The sequence below is a fragment of the uncultured Sphingobacterium sp. genome (assembly GCF_964277905.1).
Classification (GTDB): Bacteria; Bacteroidota; Bacteroidia; order Sphingobacteriales; family Sphingobacteriaceae; genus Sphingobacterium; species Sphingobacterium siyangense.
Genome location: NZ_CAXYKD010000009.1, coordinates 1 through 22,243, shown reverse-complemented (window position 1 = coordinate 22,243; position 22,243 = coordinate 1). Strand labels below are relative to the sequence as shown.

17 protein-coding genes and 4 tRNA genes are annotated in these 22,243 nt (G+C 40.2%); 4 read left to right on the top strand and 17 right to left on the bottom strand.

The genetic code is table 11. From position 1 onward, the window contains the following. Window positions 1–60: 60 nt before the first annotated feature. The 3 genes from ACHWSC_RS06770 to ACHWSC_RS06760 all read left to right on the top strand — a co-directional run bounded on the left by ACHWSC_RS06770 (window position 61) and on the right by ACHWSC_RS06760 (window position 5,854). Window positions 61–4,107: a glycoside hydrolase family 2 TIM barrel-domain containing protein gene (locus ACHWSC_RS06770; protein WP_394676265.1), complete on the top strand. Its 4,047-nt coding sequence runs from the start codon at window positions 61–63 to the stop codon at window positions 4,105–4,107. A 221-nt stretch (window positions 4,108–4,328) separates the two neighbouring features. Next, on the top strand, window positions 4,329–5,570 hold the full coding sequence (locus ACHWSC_RS06765) for an MFS transporter (RefSeq protein WP_394676264.1): 1,242 nt from the start codon (window positions 4,329–4,331) through the stop codon (window positions 5,568–5,570). Window positions 5,571–5,632: 62 nt separating this feature from the next. Then, the gene (locus tag ACHWSC_RS06760; protein WP_088160155.1) at window positions 5,633–5,854 is read left to right on the top strand and encodes a (4Fe-4S)-binding protein; all 222 of its coding nucleotides are present in this window, start codon (window positions 5,633–5,635) and stop codon (window positions 5,852–5,854) included. Between the two features lie 63 nt (window positions 5,855–5,917). Here the strand turns inward: ACHWSC_RS06760 and ACHWSC_RS06755 are convergent. From ACHWSC_RS06755 to ACHWSC_RS06715, 9 genes are all read right to left on the bottom strand, one after another. Next, a tRNA-Asp gene (locus ACHWSC_RS06755) sits at window positions 5,918–5,994 on the bottom strand. Window positions 5,995–6,019: 25 nt separating this feature from the next. Then, a tRNA-Asp gene (locus ACHWSC_RS06750) sits at window positions 6,020–6,093 on the bottom strand. Window positions 6,094–6,124: 31 nt separating this feature from the next. Continuing rightward, window positions 6,125–6,201 (bottom strand) — tRNA-Asp (locus ACHWSC_RS06745). A 59-nt stretch (window positions 6,202–6,260) separates the two neighbouring features. Continuing rightward, window positions 6,261–6,334: transfer RNA gene (locus ACHWSC_RS06740), tRNA-Asp, on the bottom strand. A gap of 73 nt (window positions 6,335–6,407) precedes the next feature. Next, complete coding sequence (prfA, locus tag ACHWSC_RS06735; RefSeq protein WP_088160156.1) at window positions 6,408–7,481, bottom strand: peptide chain release factor 1; 1,074 nt, start codon at window positions 7,479–7,481, stop codon at window positions 6,408–6,410. 98 nt (window positions 7,482–7,579) lie between these two features. Beyond that, complete coding sequence (locus ACHWSC_RS06730; protein WP_394676263.1) at window positions 7,580–7,909, bottom strand: DMT family transporter; 330 nt, start codon at window positions 7,907–7,909, stop codon at window positions 7,580–7,582. 66 nt (window positions 7,910–7,975) lie between these two features. Further along, window positions 7,976–8,566 carry a Crp/Fnr family transcriptional regulator gene (locus ACHWSC_RS06725; protein ID WP_201666461.1) on the bottom strand — a complete coding sequence of 197 codons (591 nt, stop codon included), beginning with the start codon at window positions 8,564–8,566 and terminating at the stop codon, window positions 7,976–7,978. Then, entirely contained in the window at window positions 8,548–9,303 is a 756-nt protein-coding gene (locus ACHWSC_RS06720) for a UDP-2,3-diacylglucosamine diphosphatase (protein ID WP_394676262.1), read from the bottom strand. The genes ACHWSC_RS06725 and ACHWSC_RS06720 overlap by 19 nt, the downstream gene beginning before the upstream one ends. Before the next feature lie 59 nt (window positions 9,304–9,362). Continuing rightward, complete coding sequence (locus ACHWSC_RS06715; protein WP_394676261.1) at window positions 9,363–11,531, bottom strand: M1 family aminopeptidase; 2,169 nt, start codon at window positions 11,529–11,531, stop codon at window positions 9,363–9,365. A gap of 238 nt (window positions 11,532–11,769) precedes the next feature. Between ACHWSC_RS06715 and ACHWSC_RS06710 the strand changes: the two genes are divergently transcribed. After that, window positions 11,770–13,893 carry a prolyl oligopeptidase family serine peptidase gene (locus ACHWSC_RS06710; RefSeq protein ID WP_333885850.1) on the top strand — a complete coding sequence of 708 codons (2,124 nt, stop codon included), beginning with the start codon at window positions 11,770–11,772 and terminating at the stop codon, window positions 13,891–13,893. A 130-nt stretch (window positions 13,894–14,023) separates the two neighbouring features. Here the strand turns inward: ACHWSC_RS06710 and ACHWSC_RS06705 are convergent, their stop codons facing one another. The 8 genes from ACHWSC_RS06705 to ACHWSC_RS06670 form a co-directional block, all read right to left on the bottom strand. Then, the gene (locus tag ACHWSC_RS06705; protein ID WP_120333596.1) at window positions 14,024–15,262 is read right to left on the bottom strand and encodes a thioredoxin family protein; all 1,239 of its coding nucleotides are present in this window, start codon (window positions 15,260–15,262) and stop codon (window positions 14,024–14,026) included. A gap of 53 nt (window positions 15,263–15,315) precedes the next feature. Next, entirely contained in the window at window positions 15,316–16,554 is a 1,239-nt protein-coding gene (locus ACHWSC_RS06700; RefSeq protein WP_088160162.1) for a thioredoxin family protein, read from the bottom strand. A gap of 111 nt (window positions 16,555–16,665) precedes the next feature. Beyond that, window positions 16,666–17,853: an aminopeptidase C gene (locus ACHWSC_RS06695; protein ID WP_120333595.1), complete on the bottom strand. Its 1,188-nt coding sequence runs from the start codon at window positions 17,851–17,853 to the stop codon at window positions 16,666–16,668. A gap of 269 nt (window positions 17,854–18,122) precedes the next feature. Next, window positions 18,123–19,175 carry a TerC family protein gene (locus ACHWSC_RS06690; RefSeq protein ID WP_075990971.1) on the bottom strand — a complete coding sequence of 351 codons (1,053 nt, stop codon included), beginning with the start codon at window positions 19,173–19,175 and terminating at the stop codon, window positions 18,123–18,125. Between the two features lies 1 nt (window position 19,176). Next, a complete protein-coding gene (locus ACHWSC_RS06685; RefSeq protein ID WP_394676260.1) occupies window positions 19,177–20,148 on the bottom strand; it encodes a polyprenyl synthetase family protein in 972 nt (323 codons plus the stop codon). A 50-nt stretch (window positions 20,149–20,198) separates the two neighbouring features. Then, complete coding sequence (locus tag ACHWSC_RS06680) at window positions 20,199–20,762, bottom strand: DUF3109 family protein (protein ID WP_046672325.1); 564 nt, start codon at window positions 20,760–20,762, stop codon at window positions 20,199–20,201. Window positions 20,763–20,767: 5 nt separating this feature from the next. Beyond that, window positions 20,768–21,553 (bottom strand): DUF3108 domain-containing protein, encoded by a 786-nt coding sequence (locus tag ACHWSC_RS06675; protein ID WP_070563318.1) that lies wholly within the window; start codon window positions 21,551–21,553, stop codon window positions 20,768–20,770. A 118-nt stretch (window positions 21,554–21,671) separates the two neighbouring features. Beyond that, window positions 21,672–22,193, bottom strand: a complete 522-nt coding sequence (locus ACHWSC_RS06670; RefSeq protein ID WP_394676273.1) for a DUF2480 family protein — start codon at window positions 22,191–22,193, stop codon at window positions 21,672–21,674. Window positions 22,194–22,243: the final 50 nt, after the last annotated feature.

Below are 22,243 nucleotides of genomic sequence, written 5' to 3'. Positions count from 1 at the left end.
TGTTATTACTGCAAAATGAAGTTACATTTGGTTTCCTGGACTAAATTGCTTAATTACATTATGTTAAGAAACTCTGTTATTTTTTCAACGATTCTAGCCTCATTGCTGTCGCTGGACACTACCGTTGCGATAGGGCAAACGATTACGCCATCTATCGACGGTTTCCAGTATGGAGCTGCAATGGCTCCAAAAGGGAATGAATGGGAATCGCCTCAATTATTATCACTTAATAAGGAGTTGCCACATGCTTCGTTCTTCTCCTTTCAGAACGTAGAAAGTGCGAGAAAAGTACTTCCCGAGCACAGTAACTATTGGCTTTCGCTCAATGGATCCTGGAAGTTTAACTGGGTAAAGACTCCGGAAGAGCGACCAAAGGACTTTTATGATCCTAGTTATAATGTTGGTGCCTGGGAATCTGTTCCAGTCCCTATGAGCTGGAATATTTATGGTATACAGAAGGATGGAAGCCTAAAATATGGTGTACCTATTTACACGAACCAACGTGTGATCTTTCATCATCAAGTAAAGGTCGATGATTGGCGCGGTGGAGTCATGCGAACACCGGCCCAAGATTGGACAACTTATGTCTACCGTAATGAAGTGGGATCGTACCGACGCAATTTTACAGTACCTACCGATTGGGACGGTCGTGAGGTATTTATCAATTTTGATGGTGTAGACTCCTTTTTCTACCTGTGGATAAATGGCAAATATGTCGGATTTTCAAAAAATTCAAGGAACGTCGCATCTTTCAATATCTCACCTTACTTAAAAAAGGGTGCTGAAAATGTGTTGGCAGTTGAAGTTTACCGCAGTTCAGATGCTTCCTTTTTGGAAGATCAGGATATGTTTAGATTGCCCGGGATATTTCGGGATGTTTCCCTGACTTCAACGCCAAAAGTTCAGATTCGCGATCTAGCGGCTATTCCAGACTTGGATAGCAAGTACGAAAATGGTTCGTTGAAAATTACAAGTACTGTACGCAATCTAGGGAATAAGAAAGCTGAAGGGTATAAAGTTGTTTATTCACTTTATAAAAATAAGCTATACAGTGACGAGAATACCCTTGTTGACCAGACAGAAGCCTCTTCTGCTGTGCCAACCCTGGATGGTCAGGTTTCCAATAGCATCGCAGCAACGTTGAACGTTAAAAATCCAGATAAATGGTCTGCCGAATTACCATATCGGTATACTTTGGTAGCTGAATTGAAGGATAAAAAGAACAAAACGATAGAGACTATTTCTACCTACGTTGGATTTAGAAAGGTTGAGATTAAAGACACCAAGGCTGCTGATGATGAATTTGGCTTGGCCGGACGTTATTATTATGTCAATGGCAAGACGGTGAAACTGAAAGGTGTCAACCGTCATGAGACCAATCCTGAACATGGTAAGGTAGTGACCAGAGAGCAGATGGAAGCTGAGGTGAAATTAATGAAACGGGCGAATATCAACCATGTCCGGAATTCGCACTATCCAGAACCCGCTTATTGGTATTATTTATGCGATAAATATGGAATTTATCTCGAAGATGAAGCCAATATCGAAAGTCATGAGTATTATTATGGCAAAGAATCTCTTTCTCATGTTCCTGAATGGAAAAATGCCCATGTAGCCCGTAATATCGAGATGGTGCATTCGACCATCAACCATCCAGCTGTTGTGATCTGGTCTTTAGGAAACGAAGCCGGTCCGGGTGATAATTTCGTGGCCGCCTATCAGGCGATTAAAAAAATTGATACATCACGACCTGTTCAATACGAGCGTAACAATTCAATCGTCGATATGGGTTCCAACCAATATCCTTCGATAGACTGGGTAAGAGGAGCTGTAAAAGGTACCTACAAATTGAAATATCCATTTCATATTTCGGAATATTCACATTCTATGGGGAATGCCGTTGGTAACCTTATAGATTATTGGGAAGCCATCGAATCGACCAACTTTTTTATGGGCGGTGCCATCTGGGACTGGATTGATCAGGCCATGTATTATTATGATAAAAAGACCGGCGAACGCTTTCTTGCCTATGGTGGCGACTTTGGAGACAAACCCAATGATGGAACCTTTGTCAATAACGGGTTGATCTTTGCCGATATGAAACCTAAGCCACAGTATTATGAGGTAAAGAAAGTATACCAAAATGCGGGTGTAAAAGCTGTTGATATTCAACAAGGGAAAATTGAACTTTTCAATAAAAATTATTTTAAAGATCTATCCGATTATCAGGTTGAATGGTCGCTATATAAAAATGGGGTAGAGGTGAAAAATAGCACGGGTACAATCAGTGCAACAGATTTGCCCAAGGCGCGCCAACGCAAGCAGCTTGTATTGCCGATAAATTATGCGCAGTTAGATGCGGGATCGGAGTATTTTGTAAAAGTACAGTTTATTCTCAATACGGATCGACCTTGGGCAGCCAAAGGTTTTGTACAAATGGAGGAACAACTGTTTGTTAAAGCGGCTGAAAATAAACCGTTGATTTCATCTGTGGCACAAGGAGAGGCTCCCTTGCTTTCCAAGGAGGGTGATTTGCAGGTGGTCAAGGGAGATCAGTTTATCGTTAGGTTTGACAATAAAACTGGCTCGATATATAATCTAACGTATGCCGGTAAACAAGTTATCCGCGATGGTGAAGGTCCTAAATTGGATGCGCTACGTGCTCCTGTTGACAATGACAACTGGGCTTACCAACAATGGTTTGAAAAAGGATTGCATAACCTGAAACATAAGGTTTTGTCTTCAAATAGCTATACCAAGAAGGATGGAACAGTTGTATTGGCGTTTACGATTGAATCGCAAGCACCTTATGGCGCATCACTGTTAGGTGGAACTTCTGGAACGTATACCCTTAAAGAACATACGGATAAGCCTTTTGGTAAGGATGATTTTAAATTTACAAGCAATCAGATCTGGACAATCTATAAGGATGGCTCTATTGAATTGTCGTCAAGTATTACATCCAATAATGCGAGTGTCGTGTTAGCTCGATTGGGCTATTCTTTGCAATTACCGACCGAGTTTGGCAATTACAGTTACTATGGACGTGGACCGATCAACAATTATGCTGACCGGAAGACTGCTCAATTTATTGAATTGCAGAAAAGTACTGTAAAAGACCAGTTTGTGCCATGGCCTAATCCGCAAAATATGAGCAACAATGAAGAGGTGCGTTGGACAGCATTAACCAACAATAATGGTCAAGGAGTTATCTTTGTTGCAAAAAATCATTTAGCAACTTCCGCTTTGGAATATAGTGAGCTCGAACTGACATTTGCGCCGCACCCTTATCAATTGCCAAAAAGTTCGGGTGTACATCTGCATCTAGATGCTGCGGTAACAGGATTGGGCGGTAACAGCTGTGGACAAGGTCCGCCGTTGGAAAAAGACCGTGTGAAAGCGGTGCCAACGTCTATGGGCTTTATTATCCGTCCGATTCAGAACAATGATATGATGGCAAAGGCTCAGGTTGCGACTGCCGGTGATGCGCCAATTTCTTTGGCAAGAAGTTCTAACGGTGAAGTTTCTATTTTATCAGGTAATAAGAATGAACCTGTTGTATACAGTTTGAATAATGCGAAAGCAAGTGTCTACAATGCGCCTTTTGATTTACGTACTGGTGGTACCGTGACTGCTTGGTATCAGCATAATGAGAAATTAAAGGTAACACAGCAATACTCAAAAATCGAAACTATTCCAATGGAAGTGGTGTTTGCTTCAAGCCAAGAGACTGGCGAAGGAGATGCTAAGAACCTACTGGATGGGGATCTTTCCTCGATTTGGCATACGATGTATTCGGTTACCGTAGCACAGTACCCACATTGGGTTGATTTTGATGCTGGAAGTAGCAAAACAATTAAAGGCTTCACTTTTCTACCAAGACAGGATGGACCGAATGGTGATATCAAGGATTATAAGATTCAGGTGAGTAAAGATGGGAAGAACTGGGAAGATGTGATGTCCGGATCTTTTGAACGGAATAAAAAATTAAAAACTGTTCGATTCGAAAAGCCTGTGAAAGGACGTTATATCCGCTTTACTGGACTTAATTCCCAACGTGGTGACGATTATGCGTCGGGAGCTGAATTTGCTGTTATAGCTGAATAATTTGCTTTATATCGCATATTGAGCCAGCACCTGTCACAGGTGCTGGCTTTTTTGTTAGCGACCCTATGCTATGTTTAAATAGTGGTTGAAAAGGGTGATTGACCGTCTTGCCTAAACCGGTAAGGTAGAATCTTGCGCGATAATTTTGCAAACATATTACAAAGAATGTTCGCGCACTTCTGTATTTTTAGGCCAGTTTAAACCGAGGCAATCTGAACAGTATGGAAATAAATAAACTTGATAACGCGCCTTTTACGGCATATCAAAAACTTGTGGTGTTTTTATTGGCAATGACACAATTTACGGTTGTGCTTGATTTTATGGTGATGTCACCGATGGGGGATATCCTGATGAAAGCCATAGATCTCAAACCGGCTCAATTTGGTATTGCGGTTTCGGCCTATGCCTTTAGTGCCGGTGCTTCGGGGCTGCTGACCGCGGGCTTTGCCGATCGTTTTGATCGGAAGAAACTGCTGTTATTTTTCTATTCTGGCTTTATTATCGGGACCTTCTGCTGCAGTTTTGCCAACGATTACTGGACTTTGGTTGCTGCACGAATCGTCACTGGACTGTTTGGCGGCGTTATCGGCTCGATTTCTATGGCTATTATCACCGATATCTTTACGCTCCAACAGCGCGGACGTGTGATGGGCTTTGTGCAGATGGGCTTCGGTGCAAGTCAGGTCCTGGGGATTCCCATAGGATTATATATTGCAAATAATTGGGGTTGGCATAGTGCCTTCTTGTGGATTGCAGTGATGGCTTTGATTATTGTCGTTATTATAGCTGTCAAACTCATTCCTATTACAGCGCATATAGGTCTTCAGAAACATCAATCTGCGTTAAAGCACCTTTGGTTGACTTTTTCACAGCGAGAATACCGCGTCGGCTTTATGGCAACAGCTTTGCTCTCAATTGGAGGTTATATGATGATGCCTTTTGGAAGTGCTTTTGCAGTCAATAATCTAAAAGTAAGCCACGAACAGCTGCCGATGTTGTTTATGATTTCGGGTATTGCTTCATTGATTATTATGCCTATTGTAGGGAAATTGAGTGACCGTTACGATAAGTTTAAGATTTTTGCTTTCGCTTCCCTTTGGCTTATGGTTGTCGTATTTATCTATACGAACCTAGGTGTTACGCCATTTTATATCGTTGTTATCTTAAACATTTTAATGATGGCAGGCATTTTAAGTCGGATGACGCCATCTTCGGCTTTGATCACAGCTGTTCCGGAGATGAAAGATAGGGGCGCATTTATGAGTATCAGTTCTTCGTTGCAACAGCTGGCAGGTGGTGTGGCTGCTTCATTGGCAGGTGTAATCATTGTCCAAGAAACAAAAGAAAGTCCCTTGGAGCATTATCCGACATTGGGGATGATTGTTATTCTACTTTCCATTGTCGGTATTTTTATGATCTATCGGGTAAGTAATATGATCAAAAAACGACGCGCTGTTTCTTAAAACAAAATTGCCTTTATCGTTATTAGTTCTTAAATTATGAATTGTTAAAGAGAGATGGAATTATGGAAAAAATAGTTAGATATCCACATCCAAATGGAGAGATAACCGTCCTTTGGATACCGGAACGTTGTGTACATGCTGCAGTTTGTGTAAAGAGTCTGCCGAATGTGTATCATCCGAAAGATAAGCCCTGGGTCACGGCCCAAAATGCGAGTACGGCCGAATTGATTGAACAGATCAAGCACTGTCCTTCGGGAGCTCTTCAGTACGAATTAAAAAAATAATAGCTGTTGTATTGTTAAGGCAAAAAAAAAGCATCATTTATAATTAAATGATGCTTTTTTTGTTGGCGGTCTGGACGGGACTCGAACCCGCGACCCCATGCGTGACAGGCATGTATTCTAACCAGCTGAACTACCAGACCAACAATTGTGTTTTTAAAATTTTAGCGGTCTGGACGGGACTCGAACCCGCGACCCCATGCGTGACAGGCATGTATTCTAACCAGCTGAACTACCAGACCTAAAATCTTAAGGATTGTTTTTAATAATTTTTGGCGGTCTGGACGGGACTCGAACCCGCGACCCCATGCGTGACAGGCATGTATTCTAACCAGCTGAACTACCAGACCTAAAAATCTTAAAAACTTATTTTGTTAAAGAACGTATGAGATTTCTCTCTCTTTTGAAGCGGTCTGGACGGGACTCGAACCCGCGACCCCATGCGTGACAGGCATGTATTCTAACCAGCTGAACTACCAGACCTCAACCCTTCTCCTCAGAAGGTGTGCAAATATAGCGTTTGTTTACGTATCTGCAAAGATTTTTTGAAAAAAAACTAATCTACTTGGCCATCTTTCATCTTCTCTGCATTCTCAGCAAACTGCAATGCATCGATAATTCCTTGAATATCACCGTCCATAATTGCCGGTAAGTTGTACATCGTCATTCCAATACGGTGCTCCGTTACGCGACCTTGTGGGTAGTTATATGTACGAATTTTTGCCGAACGGTCTCCTGTAGAAACCAAAGTTTTTCTTTTTGCAGCGATGTCGCCGTTCTTTTTGTTCAACTCGAGCTCATAAAGTTTGTTCCGCAACATCTCCATCGCTAACTCACGGTTGGCTAATTGGGAACGTTCTACCTGACAAACAACAACGATACCTGTCGGTTTATGCGTCAACTGTACCTTTGTTTCTACCTTGTTGACGTTCTGCCCACCAGCACCACCTGAACGGGATGTCTGTAATTCTATATCACCAGGATTCACTTCAACATCGACTTCCTCAGCTTCTGGTAACACAGCTACTGAAGCTGCAGAGGTATGCACACGGCCTTGAGTTTCGGTATCTGGAACGCGTTGTACACGATGTACTCCTGATTCGTATTTCAATTGTCCGTAAACGTCTTCACCGATAACTTTTAAAATCACCTCCTTGTAACCGCCAGAGGTTCCTTCGGTAACGTCCATTACTTCGTTGCGCCAGCCTTTGGTTTCGAAATAACGTGTGTACATGCGGTAAAGGTCACCCGCAAATAAGGCTGCTTCATCACCACCTGATCCACCGCGAATTTCGATAATGGCATTTTTCGCATCTTCAGGATCCTTCGGAATAAGCATTAGGCGAATTTCTTCTTCTTTTTCTTCTTTTGCTACGTATAAAAGATCCAATTCCTCTTTGGCCATCTCACGAAGTTCTTGATCCTTCTCGTTCATGATGATGTCCTTATTGGTATCAATATTACTCACCATATTTTTGTAAATATGGTATTGGTCCACAATTTTGCCCAAATCTTTGTACTCTTTATTCAATTTGGCAAAACGTTTCATATCTTGCATGGTATCAGGGTTGCTCAATTCAGCTTCCACTTCTTCCCATCTTTCTTTTATCGCTTGTAATTTGTCTAACATATATCAAAAATGCTTCTTCTAGGAATGTATGACCTAGATTACTATTGAGTGTACAAAAGTAAGGAAATTTTGTTGCTTTTAAACAACCTAGCCTGCTATTAATGAGAGGAAACTGCTTTTAGTCCTACGATGGAAGCAATCAGCGTGAAAATAAAGAATATGCGCCAGAAATCTGCAGGCTCCTTAAAGAAGAAGATCCCCATTAAAACAGTACCTACCGCACCTATTCCGGTCCAAACAGCATAAGCGGTGCCCAAGGGAAGTGTCTGTGTGGCTTTGATCAATAAGCCCATACTTGCAAATAGGAATACAACAAAGGCACCATACCAGAACCATTGCCCATTCCCGTTTGCATCTTTGGCTTTACCCAAACACGTGGTGAAACCAATTTCACATAATCCGCCCAATATTAAAAATATCCAGTTCATATCGTTTTCTATTTTTTATTTTGGTACAAAGTTCCAGCTTTTGGCCGATAATAATTTTTACAAATGTTAAAAATTTGTGTGAATATTTGCGCGAATCCGGCTTAAGGTTACCTGACTGACGCCGAGATAGGAGGCGATGTAACCAAGTTTGATCCGCTGGATATATTGGGGGTATTTTTGAAGTAACTCGGCATAGCGCTCTTGGGCAGTATTAAAGAGCTTGGACATGGTTCGTTGTTCGGCCTTGATGAATTCAAGTTCAGCCATCTTTCTTCCCCAGTTTGCAATGGCAATATCACTTTCGTAGAGGTCAAAAAGTTGCTTTTGGTCTATCTGATAAACAACACTATCCTCCAAAAGGTCTATGTTTTCATAACCTGGGGTATCATGGACATAACTATTCATGGATATGAGTGTTCCACCAGGTGAAACAAAATCAAGGGTAATCTGGCGGTTGGCCGTCTCGTAGTAAACGCGGGCTAATCCTGAAGCCAAAAAATAGATGTCTTTTTGAATTTTGTCCTGTTCGATCAACAGGCTATTTCTTTTCGCCGTAATTTTCTTACTGACCTGCTCCAATTTTGCAGCACTTTCAGGCGTTAGAAAGTGATAACCGTTCAGGCAATCGGATAAAGAAATTAGGATTTGCTCGCCCATTTTTCCAAACGTAAAGTTTCACCATCCCAAACTGCATAGGTATGGTAATTGATCCATTCCCCTAAATTTAGAATACGACTATTGGCGTTCAGCTCAACATCATAGGGAAGATGTCTATGGCCAAAGATATAGTAGTCGTGATGTTGGGTTGACTCCAGTTCCTTTGCATAACCGATCAACCATTCTTTGTCTTCGCCCAGAAACTTTTCGTCCTCATTATTCGAAAGCCTGCTATGTTTGGACCAACGTGTCGCGATTCCGATTCCGAGATTTGGGTGCAACCGTGCAAATAGCCATTGACAGACACGGCTCCGAAATACTTTCTTGAGTATCTTGTATTTGTAATCTCCCGAACCTAAACCATCGCCGTGGTGAATGTAAAAATGTTTTCCGTTGAGATGTAACTCCAGCTCATTGTCGATGATGCGTACATTTAATTCCTTTTTGAGGTAATCAAACATCCACATATCGTGGTTGCCTTTAAATAAAGTAATGGGAATGCCGAGATCTGCAATTTCGGCTAATTTACCCAAAAAGCGGATATAGCCTTTTGGGACAACAGTCGCATATTCAAACCAGAAATCAAAAATATCACCAACAAGATAGAGCTGTGCAGCATCTGTTTTGATCTGGTCCAGCCACTGTATAATTTGCAGCTCCCTTTCCCGTGAACGTTCCAAGGGGTAAGATCCAAGATGAAAGTCGGAGGCAAAATAAATTTTTGTTCTTGTTGACATGTGGCCAAAACTAAAAAAAATGGAGGCGAATACAAAATTCGCCTCCACAATATATTTTGCTATGATTTAGATAATTCGGTGATCAGCGCCTTTAGATATTCCGTAGCATCGGGATCAATGCGCTTCAAGGACTGCTGAAGTTGATCTGGATAAGCACTTTTTATTGCCATGATTGAACTGGCAATAACCATATAGGATTTGTCCGTTACAGCATTCAGAATTAGATTTTTGTATTTTTTATCTTTTGTCTGTGCAAGCTTTTGAATCGCAGAGGCACGGATAACAGAGGCTTCGGACTTCTCTGCAAGTGCCAAGATGGTTTTTTCGGCTGACTTGCGCATCGCGGGATTGCTTAGATCGAGACCTTGAATCGCTGTTGCGGCAAGATCCGCATCGGTATCCGCCAATGCTTTTGTTAAGATTTGCTGGCTGATGGTATTTGTCGGATTTTTTGAGGCATAGGCAATCGCACCGACGCGGTTGGCAAATGAAGGTGCATGCTCATATTGATATAGATAGTCGGCATCTGATTTATCGATTTGAATTTGACCCACGAGTGTTTTTTCGGGATCAATATCAATAAATTCAACAGCAGCAGGTAGCGGGATCATAAATTGGGCATTCCGCCTGTTGAGTTGAAATGTCTGTCTGATCTTCCCATTTTTGGTGTAGATATCGACGGCCAAGGGAAGCTGGAAAGTCTGTACCGTAGAATCTTGAATTTGGGCTACATTCAGTATGACACTGTTCTCTCCGTTTCTTGTTGTGATCTTCAAAATTGGATGTCCGCCTTGGTAATACCATTGATTGAAGTACGGAGCCCAGTCTTTGCCGGTCACTTCTTCCATTGCTAGACGGAGCTGTTGCGGCTCGCCGGTTTTAAAGGAATTGTCTGTCAAGTATTTTTTCAACGATTGATAGAACGCTTCATCACCCATTTGCTCTTTTAGGGCATAGAGAATCAATGAGCCTTTCGCATAGCTGATATTATCAAACATATCTTCTTTATCATGATAATAATAACGGGCTAAAGTCGGGCTTTTCCCATTTTTAGTCGATTTGAGATAGGACTGGAGTTTTTCAAATCTAGATTTATCTCCACGATCTTTACCGCCATCGTGCTCACGCCAGATAACTTCGCCGAAAGTGGCAAAAGATTCGTTCATGGTTAAATTGGACCAAGATTCTGCTGTGACCAAATCACCAAACCACTGGTGAAATAGTTCATGCGCAATCGTTCCTTCCTGATTATCGTCCAACAATTCGCGTTTCGTCTTTTGTACATGTTCGCCATGTAGTGTTGCACTTGTATTTTCCATGGCACCTGAGACATAATCGCGACAGACGATCTGTGCATATTTATTCCAAGGGTAAGGAACACCCAAAGTCTTGCTGTAGAAGTCCATCATCGCTGGTGTCTTACCGAAGATATCTTTGGCATAGGGCGCATATTTCGGTTCAAGGTAATAGTCAACGGGGATATTGTTGTATTTGTCCTGATAGATTTTAAAATCACCAACGGCCATCATAAATAGATATGGGGCATGTGGTAAATCCATTTTCCAGGTATCTGTACGTGTGCCATCACTATTCTTCTGTTGATTGCTCAATGCACCGTTCGATAAACTTACATAATTGTCAAGAACAGTCATGGAGATTTCTGCTGTAGTCTTTTGGTTGGGGCGATCAATCGTCGGGAACCAGGCTGATGATGCTTCCGTCTCACCTTGTGTCCATATTTGACGAGGTTTGTTCGGCATGCGTTCATCAGGGTTGATAAAATATAGTCCCTTAGCATCGTTAATCGCTGCGCTGCCCTGAACTTTTAATAAGTTGGGTTTTGCTGTGTAATCGAGGTATACTGTATATTGTTCCTTGGCTACGTAATTACGGTCGAGCTTAATCAGTATCGAATGATCATCATAGGTATATTTTAAGGGAATCAATTGTGAACCATTGACCAAAGAAACCTGTTTGATATCCATGCCTTTTGCATCAAGGCGAAGAGAGTCCGTTGGGTAGAAATGAGGTTTTAATGTAACCCATTCTTTTCCATTGAGGAATTGATTGGTATAGTCAAAATGGACATCGAGCTTGGTGTGAACAAGATCGTTGATCTTAGTAGGAGTGGCTCGATATTGTTGATCTATGGAAAGTTGTTGTGCTTCGCTTATTCCAATTTGAAGAATGGAAATTGACAAAGAAAGATATATGACTTTTTTAAACATTGTTGTGATATTTTCAAGATTTAAATAAATCTAAAGAAATTTCGGTTGCTATAAAAATATACCGCAAAGAAATATGTGTATAATATTGTTGTATAGGTTGTTGTGAGTAAAGAAATGCAGATGTCTCGTATATTTTAAGATAAGAGATCGATAAATTTATTTATATTCAACTCAAATTGAATTTTCAGATGCTAAGTGAATAAAACTTAGGTTGGTTGAAACAAGTAGACGATTTTTTATGATAAACAAAAATTTTGGCCTTATTCTAATGATGATAGGTATGGCAGGTACGGCGACGACCGGTTATGGACAACAGTTGACATATCCGAAGACAAATAAAGGAACCGTCGTGGATGAATTTTGGGGTGAAAAGGTTGCAGATCCTTACCGCTGGTTGGAGGATGATCGTTCAGCTGAGACAAAAAATTGGGTACAGGCAGAGAATAAAGTGACTTTTGACTATTTGAATGCAATTCCATTCCGTACAAAATTAAAAGATCAATTAACCGAAATATGGAATTATGAAAAAATAGGGACTCCGTTTAAGGAAGGTGCATATACTTATTTTTTTAAGAATAACGGCTTACAGCAACATGCTGTGCTTTATCGTAAACTAGGGGAGACGGGAGGAGAAGAAGTTTTCTTGGATCCAAATACATTCTCGAAAGATGGATCAACTTCATTGGCCGATGTTTCGTTTTCAAAGGATGGCAGTTTAGTCGCCTATTCTATTTCTGAAGGAGGATCAGACTGGCGGAAAGTCATTGTACTGAATGCCAAGGATAAGTCGCCTGTAGGTGAAACGCTAGTGGATGTCAAATTCTCCGGTATTGCATGGAAAGGAAATGATGGTTTTTATTACTCGAGTTACGATAAACCAAAAGGATCTGAACTTTCTGAAAAAACAGACCAACATAAATTATACTACCATAAACTTAAAACAGCCCAATCTACAGATAAATTGATTTTTGGTGGCCCTGAAACACCGAGACGTTATATAGGAGCTTCATTAACAGACGATCAACGTTACCTGATTATTTCCGCTGCAAATACGACAACAGGAAATGAACTTTATTATCAAGATCTCAATCAGCCGAACGGCAAGATTGTCTGCTTACAAGATCATTTTGACGCAAATACAGGTGTCGTTGACAATATTGGGGATAGTTTCTTATTGGAGACGAACTACAAGGCTGCCAACAACCGTTTGGTAAAAGTTGATTTGAAGAATCCTGCAAAGGAGAACTGGAAAGATGTTATTCCAGAAACTGAAAATGTACTTTCGATCAGTACGGGTGGAGGCTATCTTTTTGCAAACTATTTGAAAGATGCCGTTTCGGTTGTGATTCAATACGATTATACGGGTAAAAAGATTCGGCAAATAGAATTGCCTGGTGTGGGTACGGCGAGTGGTTTTTCGGGTAAGAAAAAGGAAAAAGAAATCTATTTTGGTTTTTCAAATTACATTACACCTTCTTCAAGTTATAAGTTTGACGTAAATTCTGGTCAGTCTACACTTTATATCAAACCTAAGGTGAAATTTGATTCCGATCAGTATGAATCGAAACAGGTTTTCTACACATCCAAAGATGGTACTAAGGTTCCGATGATTATTACGTACAAAAAGGGGATTATCTTGAATGGGAAAAACCCGACGATTGTGTATGGTTATGGCGGCTTTAATATCAGCTTGACACCTGCCTTTAGTACTTCCGTTGCAGTTTGGTTGGCCAATGGTGGTGTTTATGCTGTTCCGAATTTGCGCGGAGGGGGTGAATATGGTCAGAAATGGCATGATGGCGGTAGACAATTCAACAAATTGAATGTGTTTAACGATTTTATTGCCGCGGCACATTATCTTCAGGAGAATGGTTATACATCACCCGAGTATACTGCTTTATCGGGGGGCTCAAATGGTGGCTTGCTCGTTGGAGCAACAATGACAATAGATCCCAAAGTAGCCAAGGTCGCACTGCCTGAGGTTGGTGTTTTGGACATGTTGCGTTATCATACCTTCACAGCTGGTGCAGGTTGGTCCTATGATTATGGTACGGTCAGTGATAGCAAAGAAATGTTTGATTATCTGAAAGCATATTCTCCGGTGCATAATGTGAAATCTGGGGTTTGTTACCCTGCGACGATGGTCTTTACCGGAGATCATGATGATCGGGTGGTACCGGCGCACTCCTACAAGTTTGCTTCCGAACTGCAGGCAAAGCAAGCGTGTGATAACCCAGTATTGATTCGTATTGAGACAAAAGCTGGCCACGGTGCTGGACGGTCAACAGAAGTTCTGATCAATAGTACAGTTGATAAATATGCTTTCGCGCTCTGGAATATGGGTATCAAAGAGTTAAAGTAAGTAGACAGTTTTCCAGTGCTCAAAGCATTATCTGTTGGTTCAAAGCACTGTTTGTAGAGCAATGAATAAAAAAGCCGCGATCAAGTTATTGACCGCGGCTTTTTTATTCATCGACGATTAGAATATCTTCTTATTGCCAAGTCTTTTCACCTTTTTTCATTTTTTGTAAGGTCGCTACATATTCTTCTTTTTGGGTAGCATCTGTTATAAGTGAAATTGCTTTTTCTTGCGTTTTAATTGCTTTTTCTTTTTCTCCAAGGCGATACAATATGTTTGCAAAAGTGTCTAGATACATCGGCGCATCCTTTTCTTTCTCATTGGACAATTTACTCCATTCCGCTGCTGCTTTTAAACAGGCAGGATCATTGCAGTTTTCAAAAATAGACCAAGCCATGTTGTTCAATTCCGCTGCTGTGATGGTCGAACCATATTTTGCAATATATTTATTGAAGCTATCTCTTAAGCCCGGGTAATTTTTGGTATAACCGTAATAACGTGGTTGCATTTCGAGACTTGCTTTTTCTGTATTGACAGTTGGATATTTTTGCGCCAATTCTTTTTCTATGCTTGCGAAATCAACCGTTTCCTTTGCCCGGATTTTGGTATTTACGGCGTTACTAACCAACAGCTGGGACAAGAAGTCATTTGCTTTTACTTTTTCACTGACGGCATCAAATTTAGCAGGGTTATCTTTGATTAAATTAAAAGCCTTAGAATCGACAACATTAGCCGCCGAAAGTAATAAACTGATATTCTCCTTTGTAAAGATTTGATCTGTAGTCAAGGACGCTAATACGACTCCTTCCGCTTTTGCCTGTGTCTCTTGATCATAAGCTTCTTTGGCTGCCATAGCCATACTTTTGGCAATGTTTACATTAGTTGGGTCGGCATTAAATTTTGCTAATAGCGTTTCATATTGTGTATTTGGATCAAGTGATTTTTGTGCTTTCGCTATAAAATCGTCCGCTTCACCGCCACCAACGATACGATGAACAAGGGTACCTTTTGAATCAAAGATCAGAAAAGTTGGGTATGCCCTAACTTTATAATCTTTGGCAAAACGGTCGGCCTCTTCGTACCATGATTTTACATCTTCATTATCATTCTTGGTTTTATCCATCTGAATTTTTGCATTGATAAACTTTGCATTGAAGAAATCACCTACTTTAGCTTGTGGGAAGATAGTACTCGACATATATTTACAAGGACCACACCAGGTTGTAAAACAGTCTACAAAAATGAATTTGTTTTCTTTAGCCGCTTTTTCTTTAATCTGACTCCAGTTGAGCCCATGCTCAAATTTGACCCCCTCGCTTTGCGCAAACAGTAGGGTAGGGATTAGAAATAGCATTAAAATCAATTTTTTCATAATGTTGGTATTTTAGATTTTTAATTTAATCGTTCGCATTAGTTGGGATAAGGTTAGTTCTCCCAAGTTTTTATTCCTTTCATCATTTTGTCCAGTGTTTCTTGATAGATAGGACGATCGTCCTCACTGGCCATTTCAATAGCTTTGTTTTGCCACTTTATGGCTTTTTCTTTTTCTCCTTTCTTATAGAGTAGGTTTGCATAGGTATCCAAGAATGCACTGCTTGGATCTTCAATGATGGATTTCTTGCTCCAGCTTAACGCGGATTCAATACATGCAGCATCGCTACTATTGTTAAAAATAGTCCAGGCAAAGGTATTTAATTGATGTGGAGTAAAATCTTCTGACGAAAGGTAATCATTGATCGTATTCTTCATGGCTACATAATTCTTCACCTGAAGGTAGTAGTGTGCTTTTATCTTCTTGAACATCGGAACGAAATCGATGTCTGGATATTTTGCAGCAAGTTCATTTTGATAACTATCCCAGTTGGGTTCATGTTTGGCATCTATTTTAATCTGAAATAATTCATTGACGACAACATTTGCCAGAGTACGGTTGGCAATACCTGGTGACTCTAATAGAATATCAATTTTCTCTTTATTGTTGCGAATAAGATTGAAAGCTTTTGAATTGGTGAATTTGGCAGCCGCCAATAAAATATGGACATTTTCTTTTTTGAATAGTTCATCCGTGCCCAATGAATTTGCTAAGGTATTTTCTGCCTTTCGTGCTGTATTTTCATCGTAAGCGATATTTGCTGCTTTCAGCATCTGCTTGGCTGTGTAAATATCTTGAGGTCTTTTCTCGAATTTTTTTAACAGCGTGTAATACTGTGTTTCGGGATAGAGTCCATCCATCACATGACCGACAAATTCGGGAGCGTCACTTGCACCGACAATCCGGTGTACCGCTTGCCCACTGGGATTAAAGATAAGAAATGTGGGAAAGGATTGAATATTGTATTCATTGGAAATAGCACGCGCATCGGCATACCATTTTTTGACATTGGCATTGTCGGACTCTGTGGAATCCATTTGTACCCTAACACTAATGAAGTTCTGATTAATTGGCTGCCCCACCTGCTCTAAGGGAAAGATCTCATTGCTCATATATTGGCATGGGCCACACCAGGTTGCAAATAGCTCTACGAAGATAAACTTGTTCTCAGCTTGTGCCCGCTCCTTTATTTGTTTCCAACTCAACCCTTCTACAAATTTCACCCCCTTGGTCTGGGCCTGAGCCAAATTCCCGAATAAAATTGTAAGGCATAATGCGATTATACTTCTCATACTCACTCAACAAAAGATTCATAATTATGTTTAAGTTATTAAATTAATCTGAAAACAAAAACACCTCTGAAGTATTAATTTCAGAGGTGTTTTCGTGGACTGATAAATCGCTTATTTGATATTTATCTTCGATTTTAAATCTTTTGTTAGACCGTCTTTATGTAACATCAAAGAAGTTGTTTTATAACGTACAAATTCTTTTGACGCATATAAATAACCATGATAGTCATTTGTTGTGCCCCAAGAGTTTTTAACGATGTAATACTCTTTTCCGTTTTGATCTTTTACAAGACCTACGATATGCATGCCGTGGTCATCTGTAGTTTGCCAGTTGTCGAAAGCTTTTTGTCTTTCTTCCGCTGTTACTTTTAACTCTGGTTTAGGACCAACAAACATCGTTGACTTTTCCTGATCTGTCATTTCCTCGAAAGGTTTTTCTGGCACATAAGCTACACCGTTTTTCCAAGAGAAGCCTTTTTCTGATACGTCAGTTGCCCAAGCTACAGTATAACCCTTTTGTAACGCATTGTCAATGATGTCCGTTAAATCGTTCATCTTAACATTATAGAAACGGTCGAATGACCAGTTGTCAGGAATCAACAATACGAATTGGCTATAGTATGGATGGTCAGTTACCGAAGCAATACCAACGTAATCATCCGGATTGATACCGATTACCTGATCTGCAAAAGTGCGTGGTGTATAAGATTTACCGTTGTAATCAAATTTCTCAGGTACTTCTCCAAGATAAGAATCCATCGCTGCGGTATATGCTTTCTCCCAGTTTGGCGTTAATGTTTTACCTTTTACTACTGCTCCTAACATCGCATCCAACATATTTGTCATTTCACCAAAGTTGTTACGTGTAGTACCGTAGTGCAGACCTGTGTAAGCAGATTGCGGCATTGTACCGTATTTACGGAATGAGTTCAAAACATCATGGAATTGACCACCTTCACCCAATGACAATCCACCATGAAGGCGTACATAAGTACGAGCTTTGTCTAAGTACGTATTGCGCGCAGTATAAATTTGGGAGATCTCAACTGGTTTTTTACCCATACGGATCATCTCTGACTCCAGGAAAGAATTACCTGAATAAGACCAACAAGTACCTGATGAACCTTGGTTTTTGATGGATGTGTTACCTAGATTGATAACTTCAGTAAATGTAAATCCAGATTTGCTATTGTCATTTTGATTTGCTTTTAGTGCATTGATCAAATTGTCCTGTGCTTGTACTTGGAACGAAGCTGCGAAAAGTGAAGCAGCTAGTACAATCGTTTTATTCCAATTCATTGTTAGTATTTTGTTAATTTAGTGTGGTGCTAAATTAAATAAATTAAATTTAGTAAGGTAAATTCCTCTGTAAAATAATTGTTCTTAAAAATCTACTATTTTTTTGCTAATCTTTTGTTGGAGAATAGGATATATAAGAAATGTTAACATCAAATAGAAATGGTCAGAAATTTCTTTCTGACCATGGTGTTTTGTATCGCTTATAATTTAGCGCTGATTACCGGTGTTTTTTGTCGAACGATGACCACCGGTAGCTTGTCAATAATCACTTAATCAGCCGGTGAAGGCTTTTTTGGAAAAAGCAGCGAAGCAATGATACTCAATGCAAGTATGCTGACAATAACAATCAATGAATGTGTTGTTGTAAAACCTACTTCGGCCAACCAGTGATGCAGCAGCATCTTTAAACCAATGAAGACCAGCAAAAATGCTAAACCGACTTTGAGGTATTGGAACTTGTGGATAATATTGACCAAAAGAAAAAACATAGACCGCAATCCAAGTATGGCAAAAATATTGGAGAAAAATACAACATAGGCATCTTTGGTAACTGAGAAAATTGCAGGGATAGAATCCACAGCAAAAATCAAATCCGTAAATTCTATGACCAGTAATACAAGAAATAGTGGCGTCATATATTTCACTCCGTTCTCTACATGGAAGAAGTGCCCGCCATCTAATTTTGGTGTTACCTTAAAGTATCGGGAAGCGAATTTAACAACTGGGTGGTTCTGTGGATCTACTTCTTCTTCCTGGTTGCGGTTGATAAACATTTTTACACCTGTAAAGACCAGAAAAGCACCAAAAACATATAGAATCCAGCCGAATTTAGCAATCAGGGTAGCGCCAAGGAAGATAAATAAGAAACGCATAATGATTGCGCCCAAAATCCCCCATACCAAAACTTTATGATAATAGCGCTCCGGAATCCCAAAAGAAGTGAATAATAATACCATCACAAAGATATTATCTACGGATAAGGCATATTCCACAACATAACCGGTGAGATATTCCAGCCCAAGATTTTTGTTGTAGAGCTCGAGACTCGCTGCTAAATCACCCGGAATGATTTTAATATCGTGGTGGTGTTTGGTAATGATTTCCTGAAGGTGGTCTAAGTCATGGATGTTGTGTAGTTCAAATCCATAGTGACGAAGAAGCCAATAGAAACCCAATGAGAATAAGACCCAGATGGCGCTCATGATGCTAGCCATCTTTAGGCTAACAGGTTTGTCGCCTTTGGAGAATAAGCCTAGATCTATTGCTAGCATAAGTGCAATAAAGATGAGGAATCCGCCAAAAAACATTAATTCGTGACTCATTTTATTTTTTTCTTTCTGTTGTATATTTTACCAGCTGCTCCAACCCCGCTTTGTATTCACTGTCGGGAAAGTCTTCCAAAATCCGGAAAGCGTCTTGTTGGTATTCCAGCATCTTATTTGTAGCGTATTCGAGCCCCCCGCTCTGGCGGACAAAGGCAATGACTTCAGCCACTTTGTGTGCATCCTCATTATGGTTTTTAATCAAATTAATGATCCTACGCTTTTCACTTGAAGTCACTTGATTCAAGGCATAGATTAGCGGTAAGGTCATTTTCTTCTCTTTGATGTCATTGCCAAGCGGTTTGCCAACATCATCTAACCCAAAGTCGAATAAATCGTCCTTGATTTGAAATGCAATTCCGATTTTTTCACCAAATTGATGGAGCTTATCTATTGTTTCCTGACCTGCATTTGAAGAAGCCGATCCACAGGCACAGCAAGAGGCAATCAGCGACGCTGTTTTCTTCCGTATGACCTCAAAATAAATAGATTCTTCGATATCCAGTTTACGGGCCTTTTCGATTTGAAGCAATTCACCTTCGCTCATCTGATCCACGGCTTCCGAGACAATTTTTAACAAGTGATAATCCTGATGTTTTACAGAAAGGAGCAGGCCTCTAGACAGGAGAAAATCACCCACCAAAACAGCGATTTTATTTTTCCATAATGCATTGATGGAGAAAAAACCTCTGCGTTCATAGGAATTGTCCACCACATCATCATGTACGAGTGAGGCGGTATGCAACAATTCTACGAGAGCAGCTCCTCGGTAAGTGGACTCATTAATTCCGTTGCATATACCAGCAGAAAAGAACACAAACATAGGCCGCATTTGTTTGCCTTTACGTTTGATCAGGTATTGTGTAATACGATCCAACAAGGGGACGGAGCTTTTCATTGAAGCTTTGAATTTTTTTTCAAAAGCCTCAAGTTCGTGGGCAATAGGGCGTTGGATCTCTCTTAATTTTGACATGAATTGGGGTGAAATACCAAAATAGTTAAAGCTTAAAGATAGTGATTTTGTTACAACTCTTCGACTGCTTTCTCAAGATTTTTGTACCATTCTTCACCATAGGTGCGGATGAGCGGATCCTTTAAAAATTTAAATACAGGGACCTGTAATTCTTTGCCAAATGAGCATGCATCTTTACAGATATGCCAACGGTCATAGTGAAGTACGTCGAATTCGGGATAATGTGTTGTCCTGATAGGATAGAGGTGACACGAAACGGGTTTGCGCCAATGGACTTCGCCAAGTTCGTACGCCTTTTCGATAGCGCATTTTGTAATGCCATTTTCCCAGGTCACATAGGCACATTCTTTATTCCCATCCACACAGGTGGTCGTTAGATCGCCATCAACATCGACAACATACTTCCCTTGCTCTTCAATCGCTTCAATACCTTTCTCGGTCATATAGGGCTTTACTTTGGGATAAATCTCCTCTAATATAGCCTTTTCACTCTCCAATAAAGGTGCGCCTGAATCGCCTTCAATACAACAGATTCCTTTACATTTTGATAAATTACACACAAAGTCATTGTTGATTAGATCTTCGTGCACCAATACATTTCCTACTTCAATCATTCTAATTATTTTGAGTAGCTTGCTTTTTGTCCCAATTTGTATTTTAATCCACTGGCTTCGAGTAATTCTAATGTTACCGAGCCGATGAGAATATCTACATTGGCTTTGACCGGAATACGGTTGCCATCATTGGTTACCCACAGATAAAGCTTGCTATTTTTTTTAAAGATACGTCCCGGTTTAATCTCAGGACTGAATTTGAGACATTCTAAAGTGCCTAATTCTGTTTTTATTTTTTCTATTCCAATATATTGTATGCCTAAGGTGGCAATCTCATCATTCAAAAAATAAGTCAGCTTAAAAGATTCTCCTGGTTTAACAGTCGACAGATCTAGATTACGGGCAAAATAATAGGAAGAAAGCAAGTCGAAAGTCTGATCTACCTTCGAGTTGAAAGTCCCTTTATTACCTACAACACTATTTGTCTCCTGGTTGAAGCGTACCTTATCATTCCGTCTATATCCTCCTTCACGAATGTTCTCTGTATAATAATACGGTAAAAATGTTTTGCTGTTGATATACGAGTTGTATTCATTTCTTACGGTATATATCGCAAAGGCGCCAGCTGTTTTGCCGGCAGCATATAGATGAAAGGAGGGGTTTCCAGCTCCGTCCTTGGTATCCTCAACGGTTAATGTCCCTGTTGCGGCTGAAATAAAGCCATAACGGAGTTTATATTTTAATTTCTCACCACCTTTAAATGCCGATTCTTTTAAATGCGGTAAATCTTGAGCGAAAGCAGTACTTACTATAACGGATAAGTAAAGGAGCAAAGTCGATATAAGTTTCATGTACGTAAGTTTACGAAATTTGTTTGAAAAAGAAATGTTAATTTCATTCAAATAAATTTAACTTCTGGAGTTAATGAGACGTTCATGGACGATGACTTATACTTATTTCTGAGCTGATTTATTTAGGCTGTGTTCGCTTAAATACGGGGACTGTAGAACAGGGTTCACCGTACATAATACTTTTTGCAACCTTACTTAGTTTTACCGTAAACTGTACAAATGTAGACGCTGGAATAAAAGTATCGCCACAACCTTTCACAACGACACGTTGATCCCGAAATTGTTCCATGTCAATCTGTTCAATTGCCGCAGCATATTGAATGCGTAATAGCTCATCCGCGTCTCCAAAGATAACAGTTGCCGCATAGGGCTCCAATTTGTTTGCCAATAACATGTAAGCCCAGGTCGGCACAATAGCATCAGCAGAACAAGTAATTGCGACATGTTTACCCGTATATTGCGACCAATCGTTCGTCTTAATGAATTCGCGAAAATCCTTTTCTTTAAGAATCAGGCCATGGAAGAGATTATCCTTAATATCATATACTACATTGTCTGCTTTAGGATGGTAGTTGGCCAAGTCAACTGTGACTAACCCACTTTGCGCAACTTTGTTGACAATATTTGTTTGAATATCCATATTTACATCAAAAAAAAGCCGGACGATAATTCGTCCGGCTACAAATTTAC